This is a genomic window from Paucibacter sp. M5-1, from assembly GCF_027498415.2.
Taxonomy (GTDB): domain Bacteria; phylum Pseudomonadota; class Gammaproteobacteria; order Burkholderiales; family Burkholderiaceae_C; genus Roseateles_E.
Window position 1 is genome coordinate 3,630,810 of record NZ_JAPZLM020000001.1, and the last position, 21,340, is coordinate 3,652,149.

19 protein-coding genes are annotated in these 21,340 nt (G+C 68.1%); 7 read left to right on the forward strand and 12 right to left on the reverse strand.

Annotation, left to right across the window (positions count from 1 at the left end; all coding sequences use genetic code 11):
* Positions 1–24 precede the first annotated feature (24 nt).
* Positions 25–1,665, reverse strand: coding sequence for a peptide chain release factor 3 (locus tag O5M90_RS17095; protein WP_269839686.1), 1,641 nt, complete (start codon positions 1,663–1,665; stop codon positions 25–27).
* Between the two features lie 464 nt (positions 1,666–2,129).
* On the opposite strand from O5M90_RS17095, the gene O5M90_RS17100 reads away from it, so the two are divergent.
* Positions 2,130–2,570, forward strand: coding sequence for a hypothetical protein (locus tag O5M90_RS17100; protein WP_440402204.1), 441 nt, complete (start codon positions 2,130–2,132; stop codon positions 2,568–2,570).
* Here O5M90_RS17100 and O5M90_RS17105 read toward each other — a convergent pair.
* Complete coding sequence (locus O5M90_RS17105; protein WP_269839688.1) at positions 2,545–3,162, reverse strand: DJ-1/PfpI family protein; 618 nt, start codon at positions 3,160–3,162, stop codon at positions 2,545–2,547. The genes O5M90_RS17100 and O5M90_RS17105 overlap by 26 nt on opposite strands.
* A gap of 79 nt (positions 3,163–3,241) precedes the next feature.
* Between O5M90_RS17105 and O5M90_RS17110 the strand changes: the two genes are divergently transcribed.
* The gene (locus tag O5M90_RS17110) at positions 3,242–3,997 is read left to right on the forward strand and encodes an NAD-dependent epimerase/dehydratase family protein (RefSeq protein ID WP_269839689.1); all 756 of its coding nucleotides are present in this window, start codon (positions 3,242–3,244) and stop codon (positions 3,995–3,997) included.
* Here O5M90_RS17110 and O5M90_RS17115 read toward each other — a convergent pair.
* The 7 genes from O5M90_RS17115 to O5M90_RS17145 all read right to left on the reverse strand — a co-directional run bounded on the left by O5M90_RS17115 (position 3,963) and on the right by O5M90_RS17145 (position 12,655).
* Positions 3,963–5,126, reverse strand: coding sequence for an ABC transporter permease (locus O5M90_RS17115; protein WP_269839690.1), 1,164 nt, complete (start codon positions 5,124–5,126; stop codon positions 3,963–3,965). The genes O5M90_RS17110 and O5M90_RS17115 overlap by 35 nt on opposite strands.
* Entirely contained in the window at positions 5,126–6,304 is a 1,179-nt protein-coding gene (locus O5M90_RS17120) for an ABC transporter permease (protein ID WP_269839691.1), read from the reverse strand. The genes O5M90_RS17115 and O5M90_RS17120 overlap by 1 nt, the downstream gene beginning before the upstream one ends.
* Positions 6,301–7,278, reverse strand: coding sequence for an HlyD family secretion protein (locus O5M90_RS17125; protein WP_269839692.1), 978 nt, complete (start codon positions 7,276–7,278; stop codon positions 6,301–6,303). Before O5M90_RS17125 ends, O5M90_RS17120 begins: the two co-directional genes overlap by 4 nt.
* A gap of 17 nt (positions 7,279–7,295) precedes the next feature.
* Positions 7,296–8,684, reverse strand: coding sequence for a TolC family protein (locus tag O5M90_RS17130; RefSeq protein ID WP_269839693.1), 1,389 nt, complete (start codon positions 8,682–8,684; stop codon positions 7,296–7,298).
* Positions 8,685–9,185 carry a Dps family protein gene (locus tag O5M90_RS17135; protein ID WP_137944291.1) on the reverse strand — a complete coding sequence of 167 codons (501 nt, stop codon included), beginning with the start codon at positions 9,183–9,185 and terminating at the stop codon, positions 8,685–8,687.
* A 226-nt stretch (positions 9,186–9,411) separates the two neighbouring features.
* On the reverse strand, positions 9,412–11,562 hold the full coding sequence (gene katG, locus O5M90_RS17140) for a catalase/peroxidase HPI (protein WP_269839694.1): 2,151 nt from the start codon (positions 11,560–11,562) through the stop codon (positions 9,412–9,414).
* 172 nt (positions 11,563–11,734) lie between these two features.
* Positions 11,735–12,655, reverse strand: coding sequence for a LysR substrate-binding domain-containing protein (locus tag O5M90_RS17145; protein ID WP_137944289.1), 921 nt, complete (start codon positions 12,653–12,655; stop codon positions 11,735–11,737).
* A 35-nt stretch (positions 12,656–12,690) separates the two neighbouring features.
* Here O5M90_RS17145 and panB point away from each other — a divergent pair, with 35 nt between their 5' ends.
* Both panB and panC read left to right on the forward strand, forming a co-directional pair.
* Positions 12,691–13,581, forward strand: coding sequence for a 3-methyl-2-oxobutanoate hydroxymethyltransferase (panB, locus tag O5M90_RS17150; protein WP_440402206.1), 891 nt, complete (start codon positions 12,691–12,693; stop codon positions 13,579–13,581).
* A gap of 9 nt (positions 13,582–13,590) precedes the next feature.
* Entirely contained in the window at positions 13,591–14,418 is an 828-nt protein-coding gene (gene panC / locus O5M90_RS17155) for a pantoate--beta-alanine ligase (RefSeq protein ID WP_269839696.1), read from the forward strand.
* Between the two features lie 27 nt (positions 14,419–14,445).
* On the opposite strand, the gene O5M90_RS17160 is transcribed toward panC, so the two are convergent.
* The 3 genes from O5M90_RS17160 to O5M90_RS17170 all read right to left on the reverse strand — a co-directional run bounded on the left by O5M90_RS17160 (position 14,446) and on the right by O5M90_RS17170 (position 17,579).
* Positions 14,446–14,793: an FKBP-type peptidyl-prolyl cis-trans isomerase gene (locus O5M90_RS17160; RefSeq protein WP_440402516.1), complete on the reverse strand. Its 348-nt coding sequence runs from the start codon at positions 14,791–14,793 to the stop codon at positions 14,446–14,448.
* A gap of 225 nt (positions 14,794–15,018) precedes the next feature.
* Positions 15,019–17,085, reverse strand: a complete 2,067-nt coding sequence (gene recG, locus O5M90_RS17165; RefSeq protein WP_269839697.1) for an ATP-dependent DNA helicase RecG — start codon at positions 17,083–17,085, stop codon at positions 15,019–15,021.
* Between the two features lie 71 nt (positions 17,086–17,156).
* Positions 17,157–17,579: a YbaY family lipoprotein gene (locus O5M90_RS17170; RefSeq protein WP_269839698.1), complete on the reverse strand. Its 423-nt coding sequence runs from the start codon at positions 17,577–17,579 to the stop codon at positions 17,157–17,159.
* A gap of 101 nt (positions 17,580–17,680) precedes the next feature.
* Between O5M90_RS17170 and O5M90_RS17175 the strand changes: the two genes are divergently transcribed.
* The 3 genes from O5M90_RS17175 (at position 17,681) to O5M90_RS17185 (ending at position 21,324) form a co-directional block, all read left to right on the forward strand.
* Entirely contained in the window at positions 17,681–18,829 is a 1,149-nt protein-coding gene (locus O5M90_RS17175; RefSeq protein ID WP_269839699.1) for an aminotransferase class V-fold PLP-dependent enzyme, read from the forward strand.
* 119 nt (positions 18,830–18,948) lie between these two features.
* Entirely contained in the window at positions 18,949–20,382 is a 1,434-nt protein-coding gene (locus O5M90_RS17180; RefSeq protein WP_269839700.1) for a circularly permuted type 2 ATP-grasp protein, read from the forward strand.
* A 3-nt stretch (positions 20,383–20,385) separates the two neighbouring features.
* On the forward strand, positions 20,386–21,324 hold the full coding sequence (locus tag O5M90_RS17185) for an alpha-E domain-containing protein (protein ID WP_262972106.1): 939 nt from the start codon (positions 20,386–20,388) through the stop codon (positions 21,322–21,324).
* Positions 21,325–21,340: the final 16 nt, after the last annotated feature.

A 21,340-nucleotide genomic window follows, 5' to 3' on the forward strand; every position in this document is an offset into this window, starting at 1 on the left:
GCCGGCAATGCCAAGCTTTTCGCGTCAGCCGTCGATTCGTTTCTGGAACACCAGCCCCGCATGCTCGCGCAGCGCGTGGAACTTGATCTTGGGCCAGTTGGCCTCGATCGCGCGCAGCTCGGGCGCGTACTCGACCAGCACGGTCGGCGCGTCCACCGCGTCATAGGCCATGCGGTGATCGTTGGCGTCGATGAAGCGCTTCAGCTCTTTCTCATCGTCGCAGGTCACCCAGCGCGCCACCTGGAAGCGGCTGCCGGTGATGCGGGCCTTGACGCCGTACTCATGCTCCAGCCGGTGCGCGACCACCTCGAACTGCAGCTGGCCGACCGCGCCCAAGAGCAGCACGCTGCCGACGATGGGGCGGAACACCTGGATCGCACCTTCCTCGCCCAGCTGGGTCAGGCCGGCCTTCAGCTGCTTGGTCTTCAGCGGGTCGGCCACCTCGACGCTGCGGAACATTTCCGGCGCGAAGAAGGGCAGGCCGGTGAACTGCAGGGCCTCGCCCTCGGTGATGGTGTCGCCCAGCTGCAGCACGCCGTGGTTGGGGATGCCGATGATGTCGCCGCCGAAGGCTTCGTCCAGCAGCTCGCGGCGCTGGCTCAGGAAACTCACCACCGTGTTGGGCCGCAGCTCCTTGCCGGAGCGCACCACCTTGAGCCGCATGCCGCGCTCGAAATGGCCCGAGGCCACGCGCAGGAAGGCGATGCGGTCGCGATGGGCCGGGTCCATGTTCGCTTGAATTTTGAACACCACGCCGCTGAATTTCGTCTCCTCGGGCTTGACCACGCGCTGCAGCGCGGCCCGCTCGCCGGGCGCCGGCGCCAACTCGACCAGCGAGTCCAGAATTTCCTGCACGCCGAAGTTGTTGACCGCCGAGCCGAAGAACATCGGCGTCTGCCGGCCGGCCAGGAAGTCGTCCAGGTCAAAGGCCGGCGCCGCCTCGCGCACCAGCTCGATCTCGCCCTGGGCCTGCTCATACTGCATGCCGAAGCGGCCCGCGTACTCGGGGTTGTCCAGGCCCGCCAGCACCTCCTCCTCGCCGGCGGCCCTGTCCTCGCCCGGCGCGAACACCCGCATCTGCTGCTTGCGCAAATCCATCACGCCGTGGAAGGCCTTGCCCATGCCGACCGGCCAGGTGAAGGGTACGACCGTCATGCCCAGCTCGCGCTCGATCTCGTCCATCAGCGCCAGCGGGTCCTGCACCTCGCGGTCCATCTTGTTGACGAAGGTCAGGATCGGCGTGTTGCGGGCCCGGCAGACCTGCAGCAGACGGCGGGTCTGCGGCTCCACGCCGTTGGCCGCATCGATCACCATCAGCGCCGCATCGACCGCAGTCAGCACGCGGTAGGTGTCTTCCGAGAAGTCCTGGTGGCCCGGGGTGTCGAGCAGATTGATCACGCAGTCGCGATACTCCATCTGCATCACCGACGAAGCCACCGAGATGCCGCGCTGCTTCTCGATCTCCATCCAGTCCGAGGTCGCATGGCGCGAGGCCTTGCGTGCCTTCACCGAGCCGGCGATCTGGATCGCACCCGAGAACAGCAGCAGCTTCTCCGTCAGCGTGGTCTTGCCGGCGTCGGGGTGGGAAATGATGGCGAAGGTGCGGCGGCGGCGCACTTCGGTTTCGATACGCGTCTTGACGGGATTGGGCTGGTCGGCGGACATGGGCGGGTGCTTCAGGAGGGCAAGCGGCGGATTATCGCGCTTGCATGTGCTGGACATCGCTCGGAGACTATGCCGGCCCGCGTTGTCGCCAGCCTAGGCTTTGACAAGCGTGTTAGTGGATTGCTCGCCGTGTTGGCATTTCTGCCTTTGCTTGAACAGGCCCTTGAGGCCAGCCACCATGGACGATGTCATCACGATGATCGATATCGGGTCCTGCGCGAGATGCCGCGTTGGTGACCGTCGCCTCGCCCGCAACGCCTGCTACCTGATCGTCCAGACCTGCTTTGCCCTGCAGACGCGGCGCCAGGCGTTGCAGAACAGCGCCAGCTTCGCCCGGCTCAGCAAGAACGCGAGGCGTCGGGCCGTGACAATGAGCTGGCCGTCACACATCCATCGGTTTAGATCTCAGAAACATGCTCAGGCGTACATCCTTCAGCCTCCCTGCGAGTGCGGTGCATGGAACCTTGCTTCGTTATCAAGTGCGGCTTGCACTCGCCGCCGGACTGCTGATGCTGCTGGGCTTCCTGAAAGAAGGCGTGTTGGGTATCGCAGACCTGCTCTTGAGCATGGGTGCCGCGCTACTGATGTACTTCTTTGCCAGGACGTTCACCTGGATCACGCTCACAACGGAGGGCATTGAAGGGGCGATGCAAGCGAGTGGAGGTAGGACCAGGTTGGACTGGCAGGACAATTTGGTTGTTCGCCGCACGTCCTACATCGGCCTTCAATGCATAGACTTGGTCACGCTCGATGGAAGCCAATCGATCCGTGTACCCACTGAGATCACCCGATCCTCTGCTTTCCAACGAGCGGTGAGCGAGCTGGCACCTCCGGGACATCCTCTGCGCAGGCTGAGCAAGAGTAGTTCTGCGAACGACCTCAAAGGCTCGCGTCCCCCGACCTAACCCTGGCCAGCAGCCGCTCCACATAGGCCTGCTTCTCCCCCACCGGCGCCACATAGTGCAGCGCCTCGCGGGCGGCGGCCTCGCCGGCTTTCTTCAGCATCACCCAGGTGGCCAGGTATTGCGAGGCCAGGCAGCCGCCGGCGGTGGCGATGGGGCCACGGGCGTGGAAGGGTTCGTCCAGCACCACGGCGCCGGCCTCGACGACCCAGGGCTTGGTCGTCAGATCGGTGCAGGCGGGGCAGTCGCCCAGCAGACCCAGGCGGGCCATCAACAGGGTGCCCGAGCATTGCGCGCCGATCAGCTGGCGCACCGGGTCGAGCTGCAGCCGGTCCAGCAGCGCGCTGTTCTCGGCGATCGCGCGGGTGTAGAGGCCCGAGCCGAACAGCACGACATCAGCCTCGTTGGCCCACTCCAGCGGCCGCTGCAGCTGCACCGTGACGCCGTTCATCGATGTCACATGGCTGCCCGGCCCGCACAGCTCGGCGCTGAAGCCCTGTGGCCGCAGCCGGTTAAGCAGACCCAGCGCGATGAAGCTGTCGAGCTCGTTGAAACCGTCGAAGCTGAGGATGGCAATGCGGGTGGGGCGGAGCATGAGCCATTGTGACCTGTGCCCGCGCGCGCGCCAATGTGGCTGGCACACTGCGCTCCGAGCAAACCAGGGCCACCCCATCATGAGCACACCGAGCCAGAACAAGATCCTGATCACCGGCGCCGCCGGCCGCATCGGCCGCGCCTTCTGGCGGGCGCAGCCGGACCGCTCGGCCCTGCGCCTGGCCGATATCGCCACCGCCGGCCTGGCCGACTCCGGCGCCGAGGTGCTGGCGCTGGACATCAGCGATGCCCAGGCCTGCCTGCGTGCCTGCGCCGGCATTGACACGGTGATCCATCTGGCGGCCGACCCCTCGCCGCAGGCGGACTTCATGGGCTCGCTGCTGCCGGTCAATATCGTCGGCAGTTACAACCTGTTCACAGCCGCCCGGGCCCAGGGCTGCCGGCGCTTTGTCTTTGCCAGCAGCGCCCAGGCCGTCGAGGGCTATGCGCTCGATGTGCAGGTGCAGGAGCAGATGGCGCCGCGCCCCAAGAACCTCTATGGCGCCAGCAAGGCCTTCGGCGAGGCGCTGGCTGCGCTGTTCGCGCAGGACGGCATGATGACCACCGTGGCGGTGCGCATCGCCAATGTCGCCGAGTTTGCGCCGGGCCAGCGCCACAGCCCGCGCGATGTGGCCGCCTTCATCAGCGAGCGCGATGTGGTGCAGCTGCTGCAGCGCTGTGTCGAGGCCGAGCTGAGCGGTTTTCATGTGGTGCACGGCGTGTCGGACAACCGCTACAAACGCCTGGCCATAGACCGGACGCGCCGGCTGCTGGACTACCGGCCGGCCGACGACGCCTTTGTCATCCTGGAAGGCCAGGCACCGCCGCAGACCTGATCGCGGCCGCCCGGCGCCGCAGCGCCCAGGCCGCCAGCAGGCTGTAGCCCAGCGCCTGGCCGCCAAGCGCCAGCAGCTGCGGGACTACGGCCTGCAGCGGCGCGCCCATCTGGTTGAGCCGCACAAAGCCCTGGATGCCCGGCACCGCCGGGATCAGGAGCTCGCCCAGCCACCACAGCGGCGCCGGCAGGGCCTCGCGCGGCCACGAGAAGCCGGCCAGAAAGGCCATCGGCAACGAAGTGCAGAGCAGCAGCTGCATGGCCCGCTCGCGCTCGGCCAGCAGCGCACCCAGCGCCACACCGGCCGCCGCGATGGCCCAGCAAAAAGGCAGCGCTGCCAAGGCCGCGCCGGCCGGGTTGCCGCCATGGGCATAGCCGAAGAAGGGAAAGATCAGCACAAAGAACCAGGCCGCGCTGAGCCCGCCGAAGCTGGCGAAGGCGGCGGTGCGGGCGCTCCAGATCGCAAGGTCCTCGGCGGGCCGCGCGCGGTCCTCGAAGCGCTGGCCCGCCCACATCGCGACACCGATCAGCAGCAGCTGCTGCACGATCAGCACCGCCACCGCCGGCACCACGGCGCTGCCATAGCCCTCATGCGGGTTGTAGAGCGCGGCCAGCTCCACATTCAGCGGGCTGCGGCTGGCGGCGGCCTGCAGCGGTGACTGGTCCTGGGCCTGCAGCTGGCGCAGCTCGATGCCGGCCGACACGGTGCCCAGCACCTCGGCAAACCCCAGCAGCACGATCTTGTTGGCGAGGAAGTAGGCGCCGTCGGCCAGCACCGGCACGACCTGAGCCCGGCCACGGCCGGCCTCGCGCTTGAGCCCGGCCGGCAGCAGCACATAGCCCTGGATCTCGCCGGCCGCCAGCGCGGCCCGGGCCCGGCCCTCGTCGGCCGTCAGCAGCGCCAGCTCCAGACGCGGGCTGGCCTGTGCGAAACGCTGGATCTGGCGGCTCAGGGCGCTGTGATCCTGGTCGACGATGGCCACTGGCACCCGCTGCAGCTGCTCGCTCGCATAAGGCCAGGGGTAGAAGAAGGAATAGATCAGCGGCGCGACCAAAAGCATCAGCAGCACGCCGGGATCGCGCAGCACCGCGCGCCAGGTGCCGACAACTTCGCGCAGCCAGCCGCTCATCAGCGCTTGCCCCAGGCGGCCGGGTCATGGGCCACTCGCGGCAGCCGCCAGACGGCCAGCGCCAGCAGGGCCAGCGCAGCGGCCGTCAGCGCGGCCAGCAGCGGCAGCGCGCGCTGCGCCGTCCAGCCCTGCTGCAGCAGGCCGACCTGGGCCTGCATCAGCCAGGTCAGCGGCAGGGCCTCGGCCCAGAGCCGCGCGCCCTCGGGCATGGCCATCAGCGGAAAACCGATGCCGGAGAAGGCAAAAGCTGGCGCGGTGATGAAGCCGGCCGCCGACAGGGCCAGGCGCAGCGAGCGCGCCAGCAGGGCCACCGCCGCGCCCAGCGCCAGATACAGCGCCAGCAGCGCCGCATGCAGGGCTAGCAGCATCGGAGCGCCCGAGGGCAGCAGACCCAGGCCCAGCAGCGCCAGCATCAGGGCCGCATCGACCGCGCCCAGCAGCAGCCAGGCGGGGGCCAGTTTGGCAAGAAGGGCCGGCCAGGTCTGACCCCCGGCAGCGTCCAGCCAGGCCGGGCTCGTGCCGTCGCGCAGCTCGCGGCCCACGGTCCAGGCGCCGGCCACCATGGCCAGCAGATGCAGCAGGGCGGGCATCAGCGCGGTGGCGAGGAACTGCTGGTAGTTCAGCGCCGGGTTGTACTGCGAGCTCAGGCCGGCGCGCAGCGGCTCGAAGCCCTGTGTCGCGGCCTGCGGCGCCTGGCCGCGCTTCTCGCGCGCCAGGATCTCGATGCCGGCCGACATCGTGCCGACCGCGCCGCGCACATCCTTCTGGATCAGGCCTGAGTGGGTCGCGAACTGGGCGTTGTGCAGCAAGGTGACGCTGGCGGCCCGGCCGCTCTTGAGCTCGCGGGCCAGGCCTGTCGGGATCACCAGCACTGCATAGACCGCGCCGCCCTGCAGCGCGCTGCGGGCCTCGGCCGCATCGGCCAGCGGCCGGGCCAGACGCAGGCCTGGCGCCGCATCGAGCAGGCGTTGCAGCTGGCGCGAGGCGGCGCTGTGGTCCTGGTCCAGCACGGCGATGGGCAGCCGGCTCGCCAGGCCGGCCGAGAAGGTCCACAGCATCAAGAGGCCCAGCAGCAGCGGCACCCAGGAGAGCATGGCCAGGTCCAGCGGGCTGGCGCGCAGCTGTGCCCATTCGCGCGCCCAGACCTTGGCCCAAGCCGAGCGCCGGCCCGAAGTCACGGCAGCAGCACGCTCATGCCCGGGCGGGCGCCCTGGATGGGCTGCAGCGGCCGCGCCTTGACCTCGAAGGTGCGCAGGTCATAGCCCTGGTTGCCGCGGGTGGCGCGCCAGGTGGCGAAGTCGGGCAGCACCTTGGAGGCCGTGACCTTGAAGCGCAGGCGTGGCTGCTCGGGCAGGGCCGGCAGGCGGGCCTCGAACTCGGCCCCGATCGCGAAGCGCGCCAGCTGGTCCTCGCGCACGTTGAAGACAGCCCATTGATCGGCCAGGTCGACAACGGTCACGACCGGCACGCCGGCCGGCGACAGCTCGCCGACCTTGGCCAGCAGCTTGGCCACGGTACCGGCCACCGGGCTCGTCAGCTCGGTCTCGGCGCGGGCCGCCTCGACCTCCTGCACCAGGCCGGCCACCTGGCGGGCCTGGGCGCTGGCGGCCGCCTGGTCCTCGGCACGGGCGCCCGCCTGGGCCAGCTCCCATTGCGCCTTGGCGGCCTCGGCCAAGCGTTCGCTGGCGCGCCAGTTGGCCTCGGCCTCGTCGCGTTTTTGCGTGGCCACCAGGCCCTCGCGGTGCAGGCTCTCGACCCGCTCATGGCTTTTCCTGGCCAGCTCGGCGCCGGCCTGGGCGCGCTCGTAGTTGGCGCGTGCCATCCGGATCTCCTGCGGGCGGGCGCCGTTGTGCGCCTTCAGCGCCACCGCCGAGGCTGCGGCCTCGGCATTGCTGGCCTGGGCCAGCTTGGCCTGCACCTCGGGGCTGTCGATGCGCAGCAGCAACTCGCCCTTGGCGATGGCCTGGCCCTCTTGCACCCGCAACTCGGCGATGCGGCCGGTCAGCTTGGGCGCGATATCGGTTTCCTGCGCTTCCATCATGCCCTGGATCGGCGCCTGCTCGGGGCCACGGCCGGCCTGCCAGAGCGCGTAGATGCCCAGGCCGGCGGCCAGGGCGATCAGCAGCGGGGTCAGGACTTGCTTGGCGTTCATGGCGGTGTGCTTGCTCTTCATTCGATGCGCAGGGCGGCCTGGTTCAGATAGTCGCCCAGGCTGTCGAGCTGAGCGCAGGCCTGCAGCAGGCCGGTCAGCGCCATCACATAGTCATAGGCGACCTGGGCGCGGGCGGTGCGCTGCTTGGCGAGGTTCAGCTCGGCGTCGATCAGGTCCAGCGTGGTGCTGGTGCCCTGGCGCAGGCCGGCCTGACGCAGGCGCAGCAGCTCATGGGCCAGCTCGTCCTGGGCCTGCAGGCTCAGGTATTGCTCGCGGGCGTTTTCGGTGGCCCGCCACTGGCGCTCGACCAGCAGCGCGATATCGCTGCGTGCCTGCGCGTCGGTCGCGTCGGCCTGGGCGATCTGGCTGGCGTGCGAGCGGTCCAGCGCGCCATGGTCCAGCGAGTCCCACAGATTCAGGCGCAGGCCGACGCCGGCCACCCAGTCGCCGTTGTGCGTCAGCGAGCGCTGGCCGAAGGCGAACAGCTGGGGCTTGTTGAGCGCCTTGCCGGCGCGCTGCAGTTCGCTGGCCTGCTCCTTCTTGGCCGCCACCTTGGCCAGGCCCGGATGGTTGGCCAGGGCCACGATGATGAAGTCCTGCAGCGGCGGCAGCGGCCGCGGGCTCAGCGCCAGCGGCGTGCTGGGCTGGGGCGGGGCGTCGAGCTTGAGGCTGCGTGCCAGCGCCAGCGCGGCCAGGTCCGCATCGCTGCGTGCCTTGCGCGCCTGGTAGCGGGCGTCTTCCAGGGCGGCGCGGGCCTGCAGCCGCTCGAGCCTGGACAGCACGCCGGTGGCGAGCATCTTCTCGGCTGCCGCATCATGGGCCGCGATGCCCTCGGCGGCGGCCTCGCGCAACGCCGCGGCGCGGCGCGCCAGCTGCGTCAGGAAGTAGCGCTGTGCCAGCAGTGCGGCCGCCTCATGCTCGCTGCTTTGCAGATCGGCGCTGGCCTCGGCGGTCTGGGCGGCGGCCAGGCCGCGCGCGGCCTCGGTCGCGCCACCCAGATAGAGCGGCCAGACGGCCGAGAGCGAGGCGGTGCTGCCGCTGTTGCTGCGCTCCAGCGTGTAGCTGTGCGGCAGCTGCGGCAGGGCAGGCAAGACCTGACCCAGTAGCGGCGGCAATTGCGGAACGATCTGGTCCAGGCGCTGGGACAAGGGGTCCAGATCGATGTCCAGGCTGGCCTTGTAGCGGTAGGCCGCGCCGCTCAGGCTGACGCTGGGCCCGCCCAGGCCGGCGATGCCCTCGGCGCGCGCCTGCTTGTGGGCCAGGCCGGCGCGGGCGGCGGCCAGTTGGTCCGAGCCGCCGCGCAGACGCTGCAGGGCCTCGTCCCAGCTTAACTTCTGGACGTGGGCCTGGGCCTGGACCGCGCCTGCGACCAGCAGCAGGGCCAGCGGTGCCGCTGCCAATCGCATTTACTCTTCCAACAAGCTGCGCAGCATCCAGGCGGTTTGTTCGTGCACGGTCAGGCGCTGGGTCAGGATGTCGGCGCTGGGCTCGTCGCTGGCCTTGTCGACCAGCGGGAATAGGCTGCGCGCGGTGCGCGCCGCGCCTTCATGGCCCTCGACCAGGATGCGCACCATCTCCAGTGCCTTGGGCGGCGTTGCCGGTGCGTCCTTCAGCGAGCTGAGCTTGGCGAACTGCGCATAGGAGCCCGGGGCGGGGTGGCCCAGCGAGCGGATGCGCTCGGCAATCGGGTCGACCGCGTTCCACAGCTCGGTGTACTGGGTCATGAACATCGCATGCAGCGAGTTGAACATCGGCCCGGTGACGTTCCAGTGGAAGTTGTGGGTGGTCAGGTAGAGCGTGTAGGTGTCGGCCAGCAGCTTGGACAGGCCGGCGGCGATGGCGGCGCGGTCCTTGTCATCGATGCCGATATTGATGCCGGTGCCCGGGGCCGCTTTCTTCTTGCTCATGAATGTCCTTGGAGGTTGACTGAGTGGATGTCAGCAACTATAGGACGAGCGGGGGTCAGATATTGCTATGCCGCATCCATTCGACCAGGTATTGCGCGTTCAAGGCGGTGCCGCCCAGCGTCACGGCCAGGCCCAGCAGGGTTCGTCCCTTCTTCAGCATCATCATGTCCTCTCTCAAAAGGGGTGGGCCAGGCCCACCCCAGGTTCTCTCAGCAACGCCGCGCGATCACGCCAGATCGAAGCGGTCCAGGTTCATCACCTTGGTCCAGGCGGCGACGAAGTCGGCGACAAACTTCTGCTGGCCGTCCGCGCTGGCGTAGACCTCGGCATAGGCGCGCAGCACCGAGTTGGAGCCGAACACCAGATCGTTGCGGGTGCCGCTGTACCTGACCGCGCCGGTCTTGCGGTCCCGGCCTTCGAACAGCTCGCCCTCGCCATCGACCGCCTTCCACTCGGTGCTCATATCGAGCAGGTTGACGAAGAAGACATTGCTCAGCACGCCGACCTGCTCGGTGAACACGCCGTGCTTGCTGCCGTCGGCATTGGCCCCGAGCACGCGCAGGCCTCCGACCAGGGCGGTCAGCTCCGGCGCGGTCAGCGTCAGCAGCTGGGCCCGGTCGATCAGCAGCGCCTCGGTGGCCGCGCCGATCTTGCCCTTCTTGTAGTTGCGGAAACCATCGGCCAGCGGCTCCATCAGCGCGAAGGACTCGACATCGGTCTGTTCCTGCGTGGCATCGACCCGACCCGGCGCGAACGGCACCTCGACCGCGACGCCGGCCGCCTTGGCCGCCTGCTCGAGGCCGACGCTGCCGGCCAGCACGATCACATCGGCCAGCGAGGCCTTGCCCGAGGCCTTCTGGATCTCGACCAGGGTGGGCAGGGCGGCGATGGCGCGCCGGTTCACTTCCCAGTCCTTCTGCGGTGCCAGGGCCAGGCGCGCGCCATTGGCGCCGCCACGCTTGTCACCGCCACGGAAGGTCGATGCCGAGGCCCAGGCCACCGACACCAGCTCGCTGATCGACAGGCCGGAGGCCGCGATCTTGGTCTTCAGCTCGGCGATGTCCGCTGCGGACGGGTTGTGCGTGGCGGCCGGCAGCGGGTCTTGCCAGATCAGGTCTTCCTTCGGCACCTCGGGGCCGAGGTAGCGGGCCTTCGGGCCCATATCGCGGTGGGTCAGCTTGAACCAGGCGCGGGCGAAGGCCTCGGCAAAGGCCTGCGGGTCTTCCAGGAAGCGCTTGGAGATCTTGCCGAACTCGGGGTCGAAGCGCATCGTCAGGTCGGTGGTCAGCATCTTGGGCTTGTGGAACTTGCCCGGCACATGGGCGTCCGGAATGATGTCCGGCGCGTCCTTGGCCACCCACTGCTTGGCACCGGCGGGGCTCTTCTCCAGCTCCCACTCGAACTTGAACAAGTTCTCGAAGAAGTTGTTGCCCCACTGCGCCGGGGTCGTGGTCCAGGTCACTTCGAGGCCGCTGGAGACGGTGTCCTTGCCGTGGCCTTGCCCGAAGTTGCTGTTCCAGCCCAGGCCCTGGGCCTCGATGCCGGCACCCTCGGGCTCGGGGCCTTTGTGCGATTCGGGGGCGGCGCCATGGGCCTTGCCGAAGGTGTGGCCGCCGGCGATCAGCGCGACGATCTCCTCGTCGTCCATCGCCATGCGGTAGAAGGTGGCGCGGATGTCCTTGGCGGCGGCCATGTAATCGCCGCTGGCATTGGGGCCCTCGGGGTTCACATAGATCAGGCCCATATGGGTGGCGCCGAGGTTGGCGTCCAGCTCGCGATCACCGTGGAAGCGCTTGTCGGTGGCCAGCCAGGTGCTCTCGGCGCCCCAGTTGACGTCCATGTCCGGTTCCCAGACATCGGCGCGGCCGCCGGCGAAGCCGAAGGTGCGAAAGCCCATCGACTCCAGCGCCACATTGCCGGCCAGGATGAAGAGGTCGGCCCAGGAGATCTTCTGGCCGTACTTCTGCTTGATCGGCCACAGCAGGCGGCGCGACTTGTCGATATTGACGTTGTCGGGCCAGGAGTTCAGCGGGGCGAAGCGCTGCTGGCCGCGGCCGCCGCCGCCGCGGCCGTCGAGCGTGCGGTAGGTGCCGGCCGAGTGCCAGGCCATGCGAATCATCTGCGGGCCGTAGTGGCCGAAATCGGCCGGCCACCAGTCCTGGCTGTCGGTCATCAGCTTGACCAGATCGGCCTTCAGCGCCTTGTAGTCGAGCTTCTTGAATTCTTCGGCGTAGTTGAAGGTTTCGCCCAGCGGGTCGGACTTGCTGGAATGCTGGTTCAGCAGATCGACGCGCAGCTGGTTGGGCCACCAGTCCTTGTTCGTCGTGCCGCCGCCGGCAGCATGGTGGAAGGGGCACTTGTTCGCTTCACTGGTCATGGCTTATCTCCTCGGGTGTGGCCAGCCGTGGCTGGAATGGAAGGGAGAAGACTAAATTTCGGCTACCAATAGATCAATTTGTTTGAATCAAAGTCGGCGATAGCTAAAACAAACTTCTCCAGGCGATACCCATGTTCGCCGGACGGCGCGGCCGCTTCAAGCCCCTTTAGAGTCAGGACAGCCGTGTCACCCCGTCCAGCGCGCAGTCATAAATCGCATTGCGCAGCGCCGCGATGGCCTCGTAGCGGGTGAAGGTGCGGCGCCAGGCCAGCACGACGCGGCGGCTCGGCACCGGGTCGGCGAAGGGGACGAAGCGCAGATGGGTCTGCGGCTCCTTGGGCACGCTCAGGCCCGGCACCACGGTGACCCCCATGCCCGAGGCCACCATATGCTTGATGGTCTCCAGCGAGCTGCCCTCGAAGCTCTTGCGTATGCCCTCGGCATCGCTGGAGAAGCGCGCGAACTCGGGGCAGACCTCCAGCACATGGTCGCGAAAGCAGTGGCCGGTGCCCAGCAGCAGCATGGTCTCGCTCTTGAGCTCCTGCGAGCTGATCGAGGGGCGCTGGGCAAAGGGGTGACTGGCCGGCACGGCGATCACAAAGGGCTCGTCGTAGAGCGGCGCGATCGCCAGGCCGGTGTCGGGAAAGGGCTCGGCCATGATGGCGCAGTCGAGTTCGCCGGTGCGCAGCATTTCCAAGAGCTTGACGGTGAAGTTCTCCTGCAGCATTAGCGGCATCTGCGGGTAGTGCGCGATCACGCTCTTGACCAGCTGGGGCAGCAGATAGGGGCCTATCGTGTAGATCAGCCCCAGGCGCAGCGCGCCGGCCAGCGGGTCCTTGCCACGCTTGGCGATCTCCTTGATTGCGCTGGCCTGCTCGATCACCGACTGGGCCTGGCGCACGATGTCCTCGCCCAGCGGCGTCACCGTGACCTCGGCGGCGCCGCGCTCGAAGATCTTGACGTCCAGCTCCTCCTCCAGCTTCTTGATCGCGACGCTCAGCGTCGGCTGGGACACATGGCAAGCCTCGGCGGCGCGGCCGAAATGCCGTTCGCGGGCGACCGCGACGATGTAGCGCAGCTCGGTCAGGGTCATTGTTTTCTCCTATCAAGGGCGAAGCCTACATTGCCTTGACCGGTTCTGTGGAGATGGCCGACCCCGCTACACTGCGCCCGCCTGCGCCCTGCGGGCATTCGCCAATCGCACAAACCATGAGTACCGAGCGCAAACCCCTGAGCCTGCCCCGCCTCCAGCAGATGCACGCCGACGGCGAGAAGATCGCGATGCTGACCTGCTATGACGCGGCTTTTGCGAGCCTGCTGGACGGCGCCGGCGTGGACATCCTCCTGATCGGCGACTCGCTGGGCAATGTGCTGCAGGGCCGCGGCTCGACCGCACCGGTCAGCCTGGAGGACATGGTCTACCACACCACCTGTGTGCGGCGTGGCGTCAAGACGGCCTGGGTGCTGGCCGATCTGCCTTTCGACAGCTACCACGCGTCAAAGGAAGAGGCCTGGAAGAGCGCCGCCGCCCTGGTCAAGGCCGGTGCTCAGATGGTCAAGCTGGAGGGCGGCGGCTGGACGGTGGAGACGGTGCGTTTTCTCAGCGAGCGCGGCATTCCGGTCTGCGCCCATCTGGGTTTCACGCCGCAGACCGTCAACGCGCTGGGCGGTTTCAAGGTGCAGGGGCGCGACGAGGCCGGCGCCGCGCGCATCAAGCGCGAGTCGCAGGAACTGGTCGAGGCCGGCGCGGCCATGCTGCTCTACGAGATGGTGCCGGCCACGCTGGCCGCCGAGATCACGGCCGCCTCGCCCGTGCCGGTGATAGGCATCGGTGCCGGCGTCGGCTGTTCGGGCCAGGTGCTGGTGCTGCACGATATGCTGGACGTCACGCCGGGCCGTCGGCCCCGCTTCGTCAAGAACTTCATGGCCGGCGCGGCCTCGATCCAGGACGCGGTGGGCCGCTATGTGGCCGAGGTCAAGGCGCAGACCTTTCCCGACAACCAACTCCACAGCTATTGATTGAGCGCGATGCAAGTCATTCACACCATCGCGGAGCTGCGCCAGGCGCTGGTCGGCCGCCCCAACGCCTTTGTCCCGACGATGGGCAATCTGCATGAGGGCCATCTGTCCCTGGTGCGCCAGGCCAAGGCGGCCTCGCAGGACGGCCCGGTGGTGGCCAGCATCTTCGTCAACCGCCTGCAGTTCGCGCCGCACGAGGACTTCGACCGCTACCCGCGCACCTTGGCGCGCGATGCCGAGCTGCTCGAAAGCGCTGGTTGCGACTATGTGTTTGCGCCCGACGAGGCCGAGCTCTACCCCGAGCCGCAGGGCTACAAGGTGCAGCCGCCGGCAGAGCTGGCCGACATCCTCGAAGGCCATTTCCGCCCCGGCTTCTTCACCGGCGTCTGCACCGTCGTGGCCAAGCTGTTCAACATCGTGCAGCCGCGCTGGGCGGTGTTCGGCAAGAAGGACTATCAGCAGCTGATGGTGCTGCGCCGCATGGTGGCCCAGCTGGCCCTGCCCATCGAGATCCTGGCCGGCGAGACCACGCGCAGCGAACAGGGCCTGGCCCTGTCCTCACGCAACGGTTATCTCAGCGAGGCCGAACGCGAGGAGGCCTTGCGCCTGAGCCGCACGCTGAAGGCCATGATCGCGCGCTGGCAGGGCGGCGAGCGCGATGTCGCCGCCATCGAGGCCGAGGCGATGGCGACGCTACAGGCAGCCGGCTGGGCGCCCGACTATCTGGTGCTGCGCCGCCGCGTCGATCTGGGTGCGCCGGCCGAAGGGCAGCCGCTGGTGGCGTTGGCAGCCGCCCGGCTGGGGCAGACGAGGTTGATCGACAACCTGGAGTTCTGACCGCCCCCGGCGGCGTTTGCGTGCTTCTTACTGGACGCCCACCAGTTCGACTTCAAAGATCAGCGCGGCATTGGACGGAATGGCCGTGCCGGAGCCGTTGGCGCCATAGCCCAGCGATGCCGGCAGCAGCAAGGTGCGTTTACCGCCCACCTTCATGCCGTTGAAGCCTTGATCCCAGCCCTTGATGACGGCGCCCGCGCCCAGTGTGAAGACAAATGGCGTCTTGCCCACCGAGCTGTCGAACTGCGTGCCCTTCTGGTTGGCGGTGACGCGCTTGTCATAAAGCCAGCCGGTGTAGTGCACGGTCAGCTTCTTGCCGGCGGTGGCCTCGATGCCGGTGCCCACCGTGGTGTCGGTGGTTTTCAGCGCGGTGATGGCGGAGGAGCCGGACACTTCGGCCCAGCTGCCGACAGGTTCGCCGGCGTCGCCGCCACCACCACCACAGGCACTCAGGCCCAGCAGGGTGGCAAAGCTCAGCGCGAGAACCGGGCGACGGGAGAGCACAGATTTCATGATCGTGGGGGTGTTTGAAAGTGGCCGGAGTGTAGCGAGGTCGTTTGTAGAGAAATCACCCAGCAATATTTATTTACCTGAGCGCACTCAGGCCTTCAGAAACTCCGCCTTCGAGCCCAGCCAGCGCTCCACCTGCCGGCTCGCCGCCTCCGGGTGGCGGTCCAGCAGCTGGGGCGCCAGTTCGCGCGCCGCCTTCAAGAGCGGCGCGTCCTCCTGCAGATCGGCGAAGCGCAGGAGCTCGGCGCCGCTCTGGCGCGCGCCCATGAACTCGCCTGGGCCGCGGATGTCGAGGTCGCGGCGCGCGATCTCGAAGCCGTCATTGGTCTCGGCCATCGCGCGCAGCCGGTCCTTGCCCGTGGGCGACAGCGGGCCGGTGTAGAGCAGCACGCAGACGCTGGCCACCGCGCCCCGGCCGACGCGGCCGCGCAGCTGGTGCAGCTGGCTCAGGCCGAAACGCTCGGCATGCTCGATCACCATCAGGCTGGCGTTGGGCACATCGACACCGACCTCGATCACCGTGGTCGCCACCAGCACGCTCATCTGCCCGGCGCTGAACTGCGCCATCACCGCCGCCTTCTCGCTAGGTGCCATGCGGCCGTGCAGCAGGCCCACGACCTTGCCCTCCAGCGCGGCGCTCAGCTCGGCATGGGTCTCGGTCGCGTTCTTCAGGTCCAGCGTCTCCGACTCCTCGATCAGCGGGCAGACCCAGTAGACCTGGGCCCCCTTGGCCACCTCGTCGCGGATCTTGGCGATCACGTTGTCACGCTTGCTGTCGGCGAACACCTTGGTGACGATGGGTGTGCGGCCGGGCGGCAGCTCGTCGATGGTGGAGACATCGAGGTCGGCGAAGTAAGTCATCGCCAGCGTGCGCGGTATAGGTGTCGCGCTCATCATCAAGAGGTGCGGCTCCAGTGCCTGCGAGGCCAGCTTTTTGCGCAAGGCTAATCGCTGCGCGACGCCGAAGCGGTGCTGCTCGTCGATGATGGCCAGGCCCAATTTCTTGAACTGCACCTTGTCCTCGATCACCGCATGGGTGCCTATCACCAGCTGGGCTTCTCCGGACGCCGCCGCATCCAGCATCTTCTGCCGCGCCTTGCCCTTGACGCTGCCGGTCAGCCAGGCGACCTTCAGGCCCAGCGGTTCCAGCCAGCCGAGCAGTTTCTTGAAATGCTGTTCGGCCAGGATCTCGGTCGGCGCCATCAGCGCGCACTGCCAGCCGGCGTCGATGGCCACCGCCGCCGCCAGCGCGGCCACCACGGTCTTGCCCGAGCCGACATCGCCCTGCAGCAGGCGGTGCATCGGGGCGGGGCGTGCCAGGTCTTGCGCGATCTCCTCGCCGACGCGCTGCTGCGCGCCGGTCAGGCCAAAGGGCAGGGTGGCCAGCAGCCGCTCATGCAGACCGCCGCGCGCGGCCCGCAGTGCCGGGGCTCTCAGCCGGGCCCGCTCGCGCTGGGCGCGCTGCTGGCTCAGCTGCTGAGCCAGCAGCTCCTCGAACTTCAGTCGCTGCCAGGCCGGGTGGCTGTGGTCTTCCAGCGTGCTCAGGCTCGCGGCCGGTGGCGGGTGATGCAGAAAGTCCAGCGCCTCGCGCAGGCTGGGCAGCCGGGCCGGCACCGTGCCGGGCGGCAGCAGCTCCTCCAGCGCGGCCCGCTTCAGGCCCGAAGCCACGGCCTTGCGCAGATAGACCTGGGGCAGGCTGGCGCTGCTGGGGTAGACGGGGGTCAGGCTTTGCGCCAGCGGGGTGTCCTCGCTGACCGCCTTGAAGCTCGGGTGCACCATCTCGCGCCCGAAGAAGCCGCCACGCAGCTCGCCGCGCACCCGCAGCCGGTTGCCCTCGGCCATGGTCTTCTGATGCGAGGGGTAGAAGTGGATGAAGCGCAGAAGCAGCCATTCGCCGCTGTCATCTGCCATCTTCACCAGCAGCGAACGCCGCCCGCGCAGTTCGACCCGGCACTCGATCACCACCCCCTCGCACTGCACCGTCTCGCCCTCGCGCGCCTCGGCGATCGGCGTGATGCGGGTCTCGTCCTCGTAGCGATGCGGCAGATGCAGCGCCAGGTCGATATCGCGCACGAGGCCCAGCTTCTCCATGGCCTTTTGCGGGGCGGATTTGGGCTTGGATGCGCTGGTGGGGGTGGCGGGGCTGGCCTCGGGCATGGGCGGGATTCTGCCTTGCGGCATCCGCCACCGCAGTGGGGCGCGGATGACAGGCCTGGGCCTGCCCGCGCCTACGGCCGCGCCGGCTCCACCCGCTTGAGCAACAGCTCGACCTGCTGCACGCCGCTGTCGCCAAGCACCGGGTGGGCGGTGTCGGTGATGAACAGCAGCTGCTCATTGAGCCGGATCGAGGCGCTGACGATGTAGCGGTGGCGGGCCTGGATGCGGGCCGGGTCATAGGCAATCGAGAAACTCAGCGGCACGCGCGGGTCGACGACGCGCGTGCTGCCCACCGTCACGGACGGTGCGTCGGCCAGCGACACATCGAGCAGCCTGGCCTCGAACACGGCGCCCGGGGGCAGCATCATGCGCTCGCGATAGGTGGCAGTGCCGCCGACGGAGGCGCTGGCGCCGCCGCCCGACGCGCAGCCGGACAACAGCAAAGCTGCACCCAACAGGGGCAGCATATGGCGCAAAAGGATTCTGGGGGACATGGGGGAACTCCCGGTGTTTACGCAGGATGAATGAGCCTAGCAGAGCGCCGGTTGCTCGGTGATAAGCTGGCCTGCCCATCCGTATGCTGCGAGGACATGCCATGCCCGGATTGCTCCCCGACGTCGACCCCGACGGTCTGCTCGAATACTCGGTGGTGTTCACCGACCGTGCGGTGAACCATATGTCGCAGAAGTTCCAGCGCGTGATGCGGGACATCTCCGCTGTGCTGAAGGAGGTCTATCGCGCCCGCTCGGCCATCGTCGTGCCGGGCAGCGGCACTTTCGGCATGGAGGCGGTAGCGCGTCAGTTCGCCAGCGGCCGCAAGACCCTGGTGATACGCAATGGCTGGTTCAGCTACCGCTGGACCCAGATCTTCGAGATGGGCAAGATCCCGGCCGAACAGCGGGTGCTGAAGGCAAGACCTGTCACCAGCGCGCGGCAGGCGGCGTTTGCGCCGGCGCCGATCGAGGAGGTGGTGGCGACGATACGCACCGAGCGGCCCGAGATCGTGTTCGCGCCCCATGTCGAGACCGCCGCCGGCCTGCTGCTGCCCGACAGCTATCTGCGCGCGGTGGCCGAGGCGGCCCATGAGGTCGGCGCGCTCTTCGTGCTGGACTGCATCGCCTCGGGCGCGCTTTGGGTGGACATGGCCGCCACCGGCGTCGATGTGCTGATCAGCGCGCCGCAAAAGGGCTGGAGCGGCTCGCCCTGCTGTGCTTTCGTGATGCTCAGCGAACGGGCGCGGGCGAAGATCGATGGCACGACCAGCAGCAGCTTCGCGGCCGATCTGAAGAAATGGCTGCAGATCATGGAGACTTACGAGGGCGGCGGTCATGCTTATCACGCCACCTTGCCGACCGATGCGCTGACCCGCACCCGGGACGTGATGCTGGAGACGCGTGAGTACGGCTTCGAGCGCCTGCGCAGCGAGCAACTGGAACTGGGCCAGCGGGTGCGCGCGCTCTTGCAGTCCAAGGGCTTGCGCAGCGTCGCGGCCGAAGGCTTCCAGGCCCCGGGCGTGGTGGTCAGCTTCACCGACCACGAGGGCCTGCACAGCGGCAAGGCCTTTCTGGCCGAAGGCGTCCAGAGCGCCGCTGGCGTGCCGCTGCAGTGCGACGAGGGCCCGGACTTCAAGACCTTCCGCATCGGCTTGTTCGGCCTGGACAAGCTGCACCAGCCCGATCGCACGGTGGCCAGTCTCGGCGCAGCGCTGGAGCGCATCCTTGGTGCCAGTGCGGCTGCCGCCTGACTGACCGGGCGCGCCCCGCCCTGGTGCATCGACGGCGCGCCGCAGCGGCTCTTGGTGCATCGCCCCTGGCTCAAAGCTGGTGCGCTTATTGCTCTGTATCCCGGGAGAGGAGAGCCTCGATGAGATCCGGTTTCGATGAGATGCATGGCGGCGACGCCCGGGCGCGCCCGCAGTACCAGGCCTATGAACGCTGGCTGGCCCAGCAGCCGGTCGAGACCATGTATGCGCGGCGCGAGGAAGCGGAGCTGATCTTCCGCCGTGTCGGCATCACCTTCGCGGTCTACGGTGACAAGGATGGCGGCGAGGGCACCGAGCGCCTGATCCCCTTCGATCTGATCCCGCGCGTGATCCCGGCCCATGAGTGGCGCGAGCTCGAAGCCGGCCTGCGCCAGCGCGTCACCGCGCTGAACCGCTTCATCCGCGATGTCTATCACGAGCAGGCCATCCTGAAGGCCGGCATCGTGCCGGCCGAACAGATCCTGCGCAATGCGCAGTTCCGGCCCGAGATGATGGGCGTGGCGGTGCCCAAGAACATCTACTCGCACATCGCCGGCGTCGACATCGTGCGGGCCGCCAACCCGGATGGCTCGGGCAGCTACTACGTGCTCGAAGACAATCTGCGCGTGCCCTCCGGCGTGTCCTACATGCTGGAAAACCGCAAGATGATGATGCGGCTGTTTCCCGAGCTGTTCTCGCAGCACCGCATCGCGCCGGTCGCCCATTACCCGGACCTGCTGCTGGAGACCCTGCGCAGCGTGGCGCCGCAGGGCGTGGTCGATCCCACCGTGGTCGTGCTGACGCCGGGCATGTACAACTCGGCCTATTTCGAGCATGCCTTCCTGGCCCAGCAGATGGGCGTCGAGCTGGTGCAGGGCCAGGACCTGTTCGTCGACAAGGACTGCGTCTTCATGCGCACGACGCGCGGGCCGAAGCGGGTCGATGTGATCTACCGCCGGCTCGATGACGACTTCCTCGACCCCCAGGTCTTCCGCGCCGACTCCACGCTGGGCTGCCCGGGCCTGATCGCCGCCTACAAGGCCGGCAATGTGACCCTGTCCAATGCGGTGGGCACCGGCATCGCCGACGACAAGTCCATCTACCCCTATGTGCCCAAGATGGTCGAGTTCTACCTGGGCGAGAAGCCCATCCTGAACAATGTGCCCACCCATCTGTGCCGCGACAAGGACGACCTGTCCTATGTGCTGGACCATCTGGGCGAGCTGGTCGTCAAGGAGGTGCATGGCGCCGGCGGCTACGGCATGCTGGTCGGCCCGGCCGCCACGCAGCAGGAGATTGCCGACTTCCGCGCCCAGCTGCTGGCCAAGCCGTCCAACTACATCGCCCAGCCGACCCTGAGCCTGTCCACCTGCCCGACCTTTGTCGACTCGGGCATAGCGCCCCGTCATATTGATCTGCGACCCTTTGTGCTGTCGGGCAGCACGGTGCAGATGGTGCCGGGTGGCCTGACCCGGGTGGCGCTGAAGGAGGGCTCGCTGGTGGTCAACAGCAGCCAGGGCGGTGGCACCAAGGACACCTGGGTCCTGGAGGACTGAGCAATGCTGTCAAGAACCGCCGATCATCTGTTCTGGCTGGCCCGCTATATGGAGCGGGCCGAGAACACCGCGCGCATGCTGGACGTCAACTACCAGACCTCGCTGCTGCCGCAATCGCCCGAGGTGGCCGAGCAGGGCTGGCGCGCTCTCTTGTCAATCTCGGAGCTCACCCAGGACTACCAGGACCGCTATGGCGAGATCGACGCCAAGCGGGTCAAGGACTTCATCGTGCGCGACGAGCGCAACCCCTCGTCCATCATCAGCTGCCTGCGTGCGGCTCGCGAGAACGCCCGCGCGGTGCGAGGCGCGCTGACCACCGAGGCCTGGGAGACCACCAACCAGACCTGGCTGGAGTTCAAGCGCCTGATCGCCGATGGTCTCTTGCTGCGCGATCCCTCGGCGCTGTTCGAGTGGGTCAAGTTCCGCTCGCATCTGTCGCGCGGGGTCACGGTCGGCACGATGCTGCAGGATGAGGCCTTCAACTTTCTGCGCATCGGCTCCTTTCTGGAGCGGGCCGACAACACGGCCCGGCTGCTGGACGTCAAGTTCCAGGCGCCCGAGGGCGGCGCCGGCAGCAGCGCCTACGATTTCTATCACTGGTCGGCCATCCTGCGCTCGGTCTCGGCCTTCGAGATCTACCGCAAGGTCTACAGCAATGTGATCCAGCCCGAGAAGGTGGCCGAGCTGCTGATACTGCGCAGCAATATGCCCCGCTCGCTGGCCCATTGCCTGTCGCGACTGGTCGACAACCTCGACCGGGTCGCCAACGAACACTCCGGCGAGACCCAGCGCCAGGCCGGGCGACTGCACGCCGAGCTGGCCTATGGCCGCATCGACGAGATCCTGGCCGGCGGCATGCACGAGTTTCTTGATCAGTTCCTGAACCGCGTCGGCGAACTGGGTGCGGGCATCAGCCGCGACTTCCTGATGCCGGCGGCCTGACCGGCGCCTCGGACCC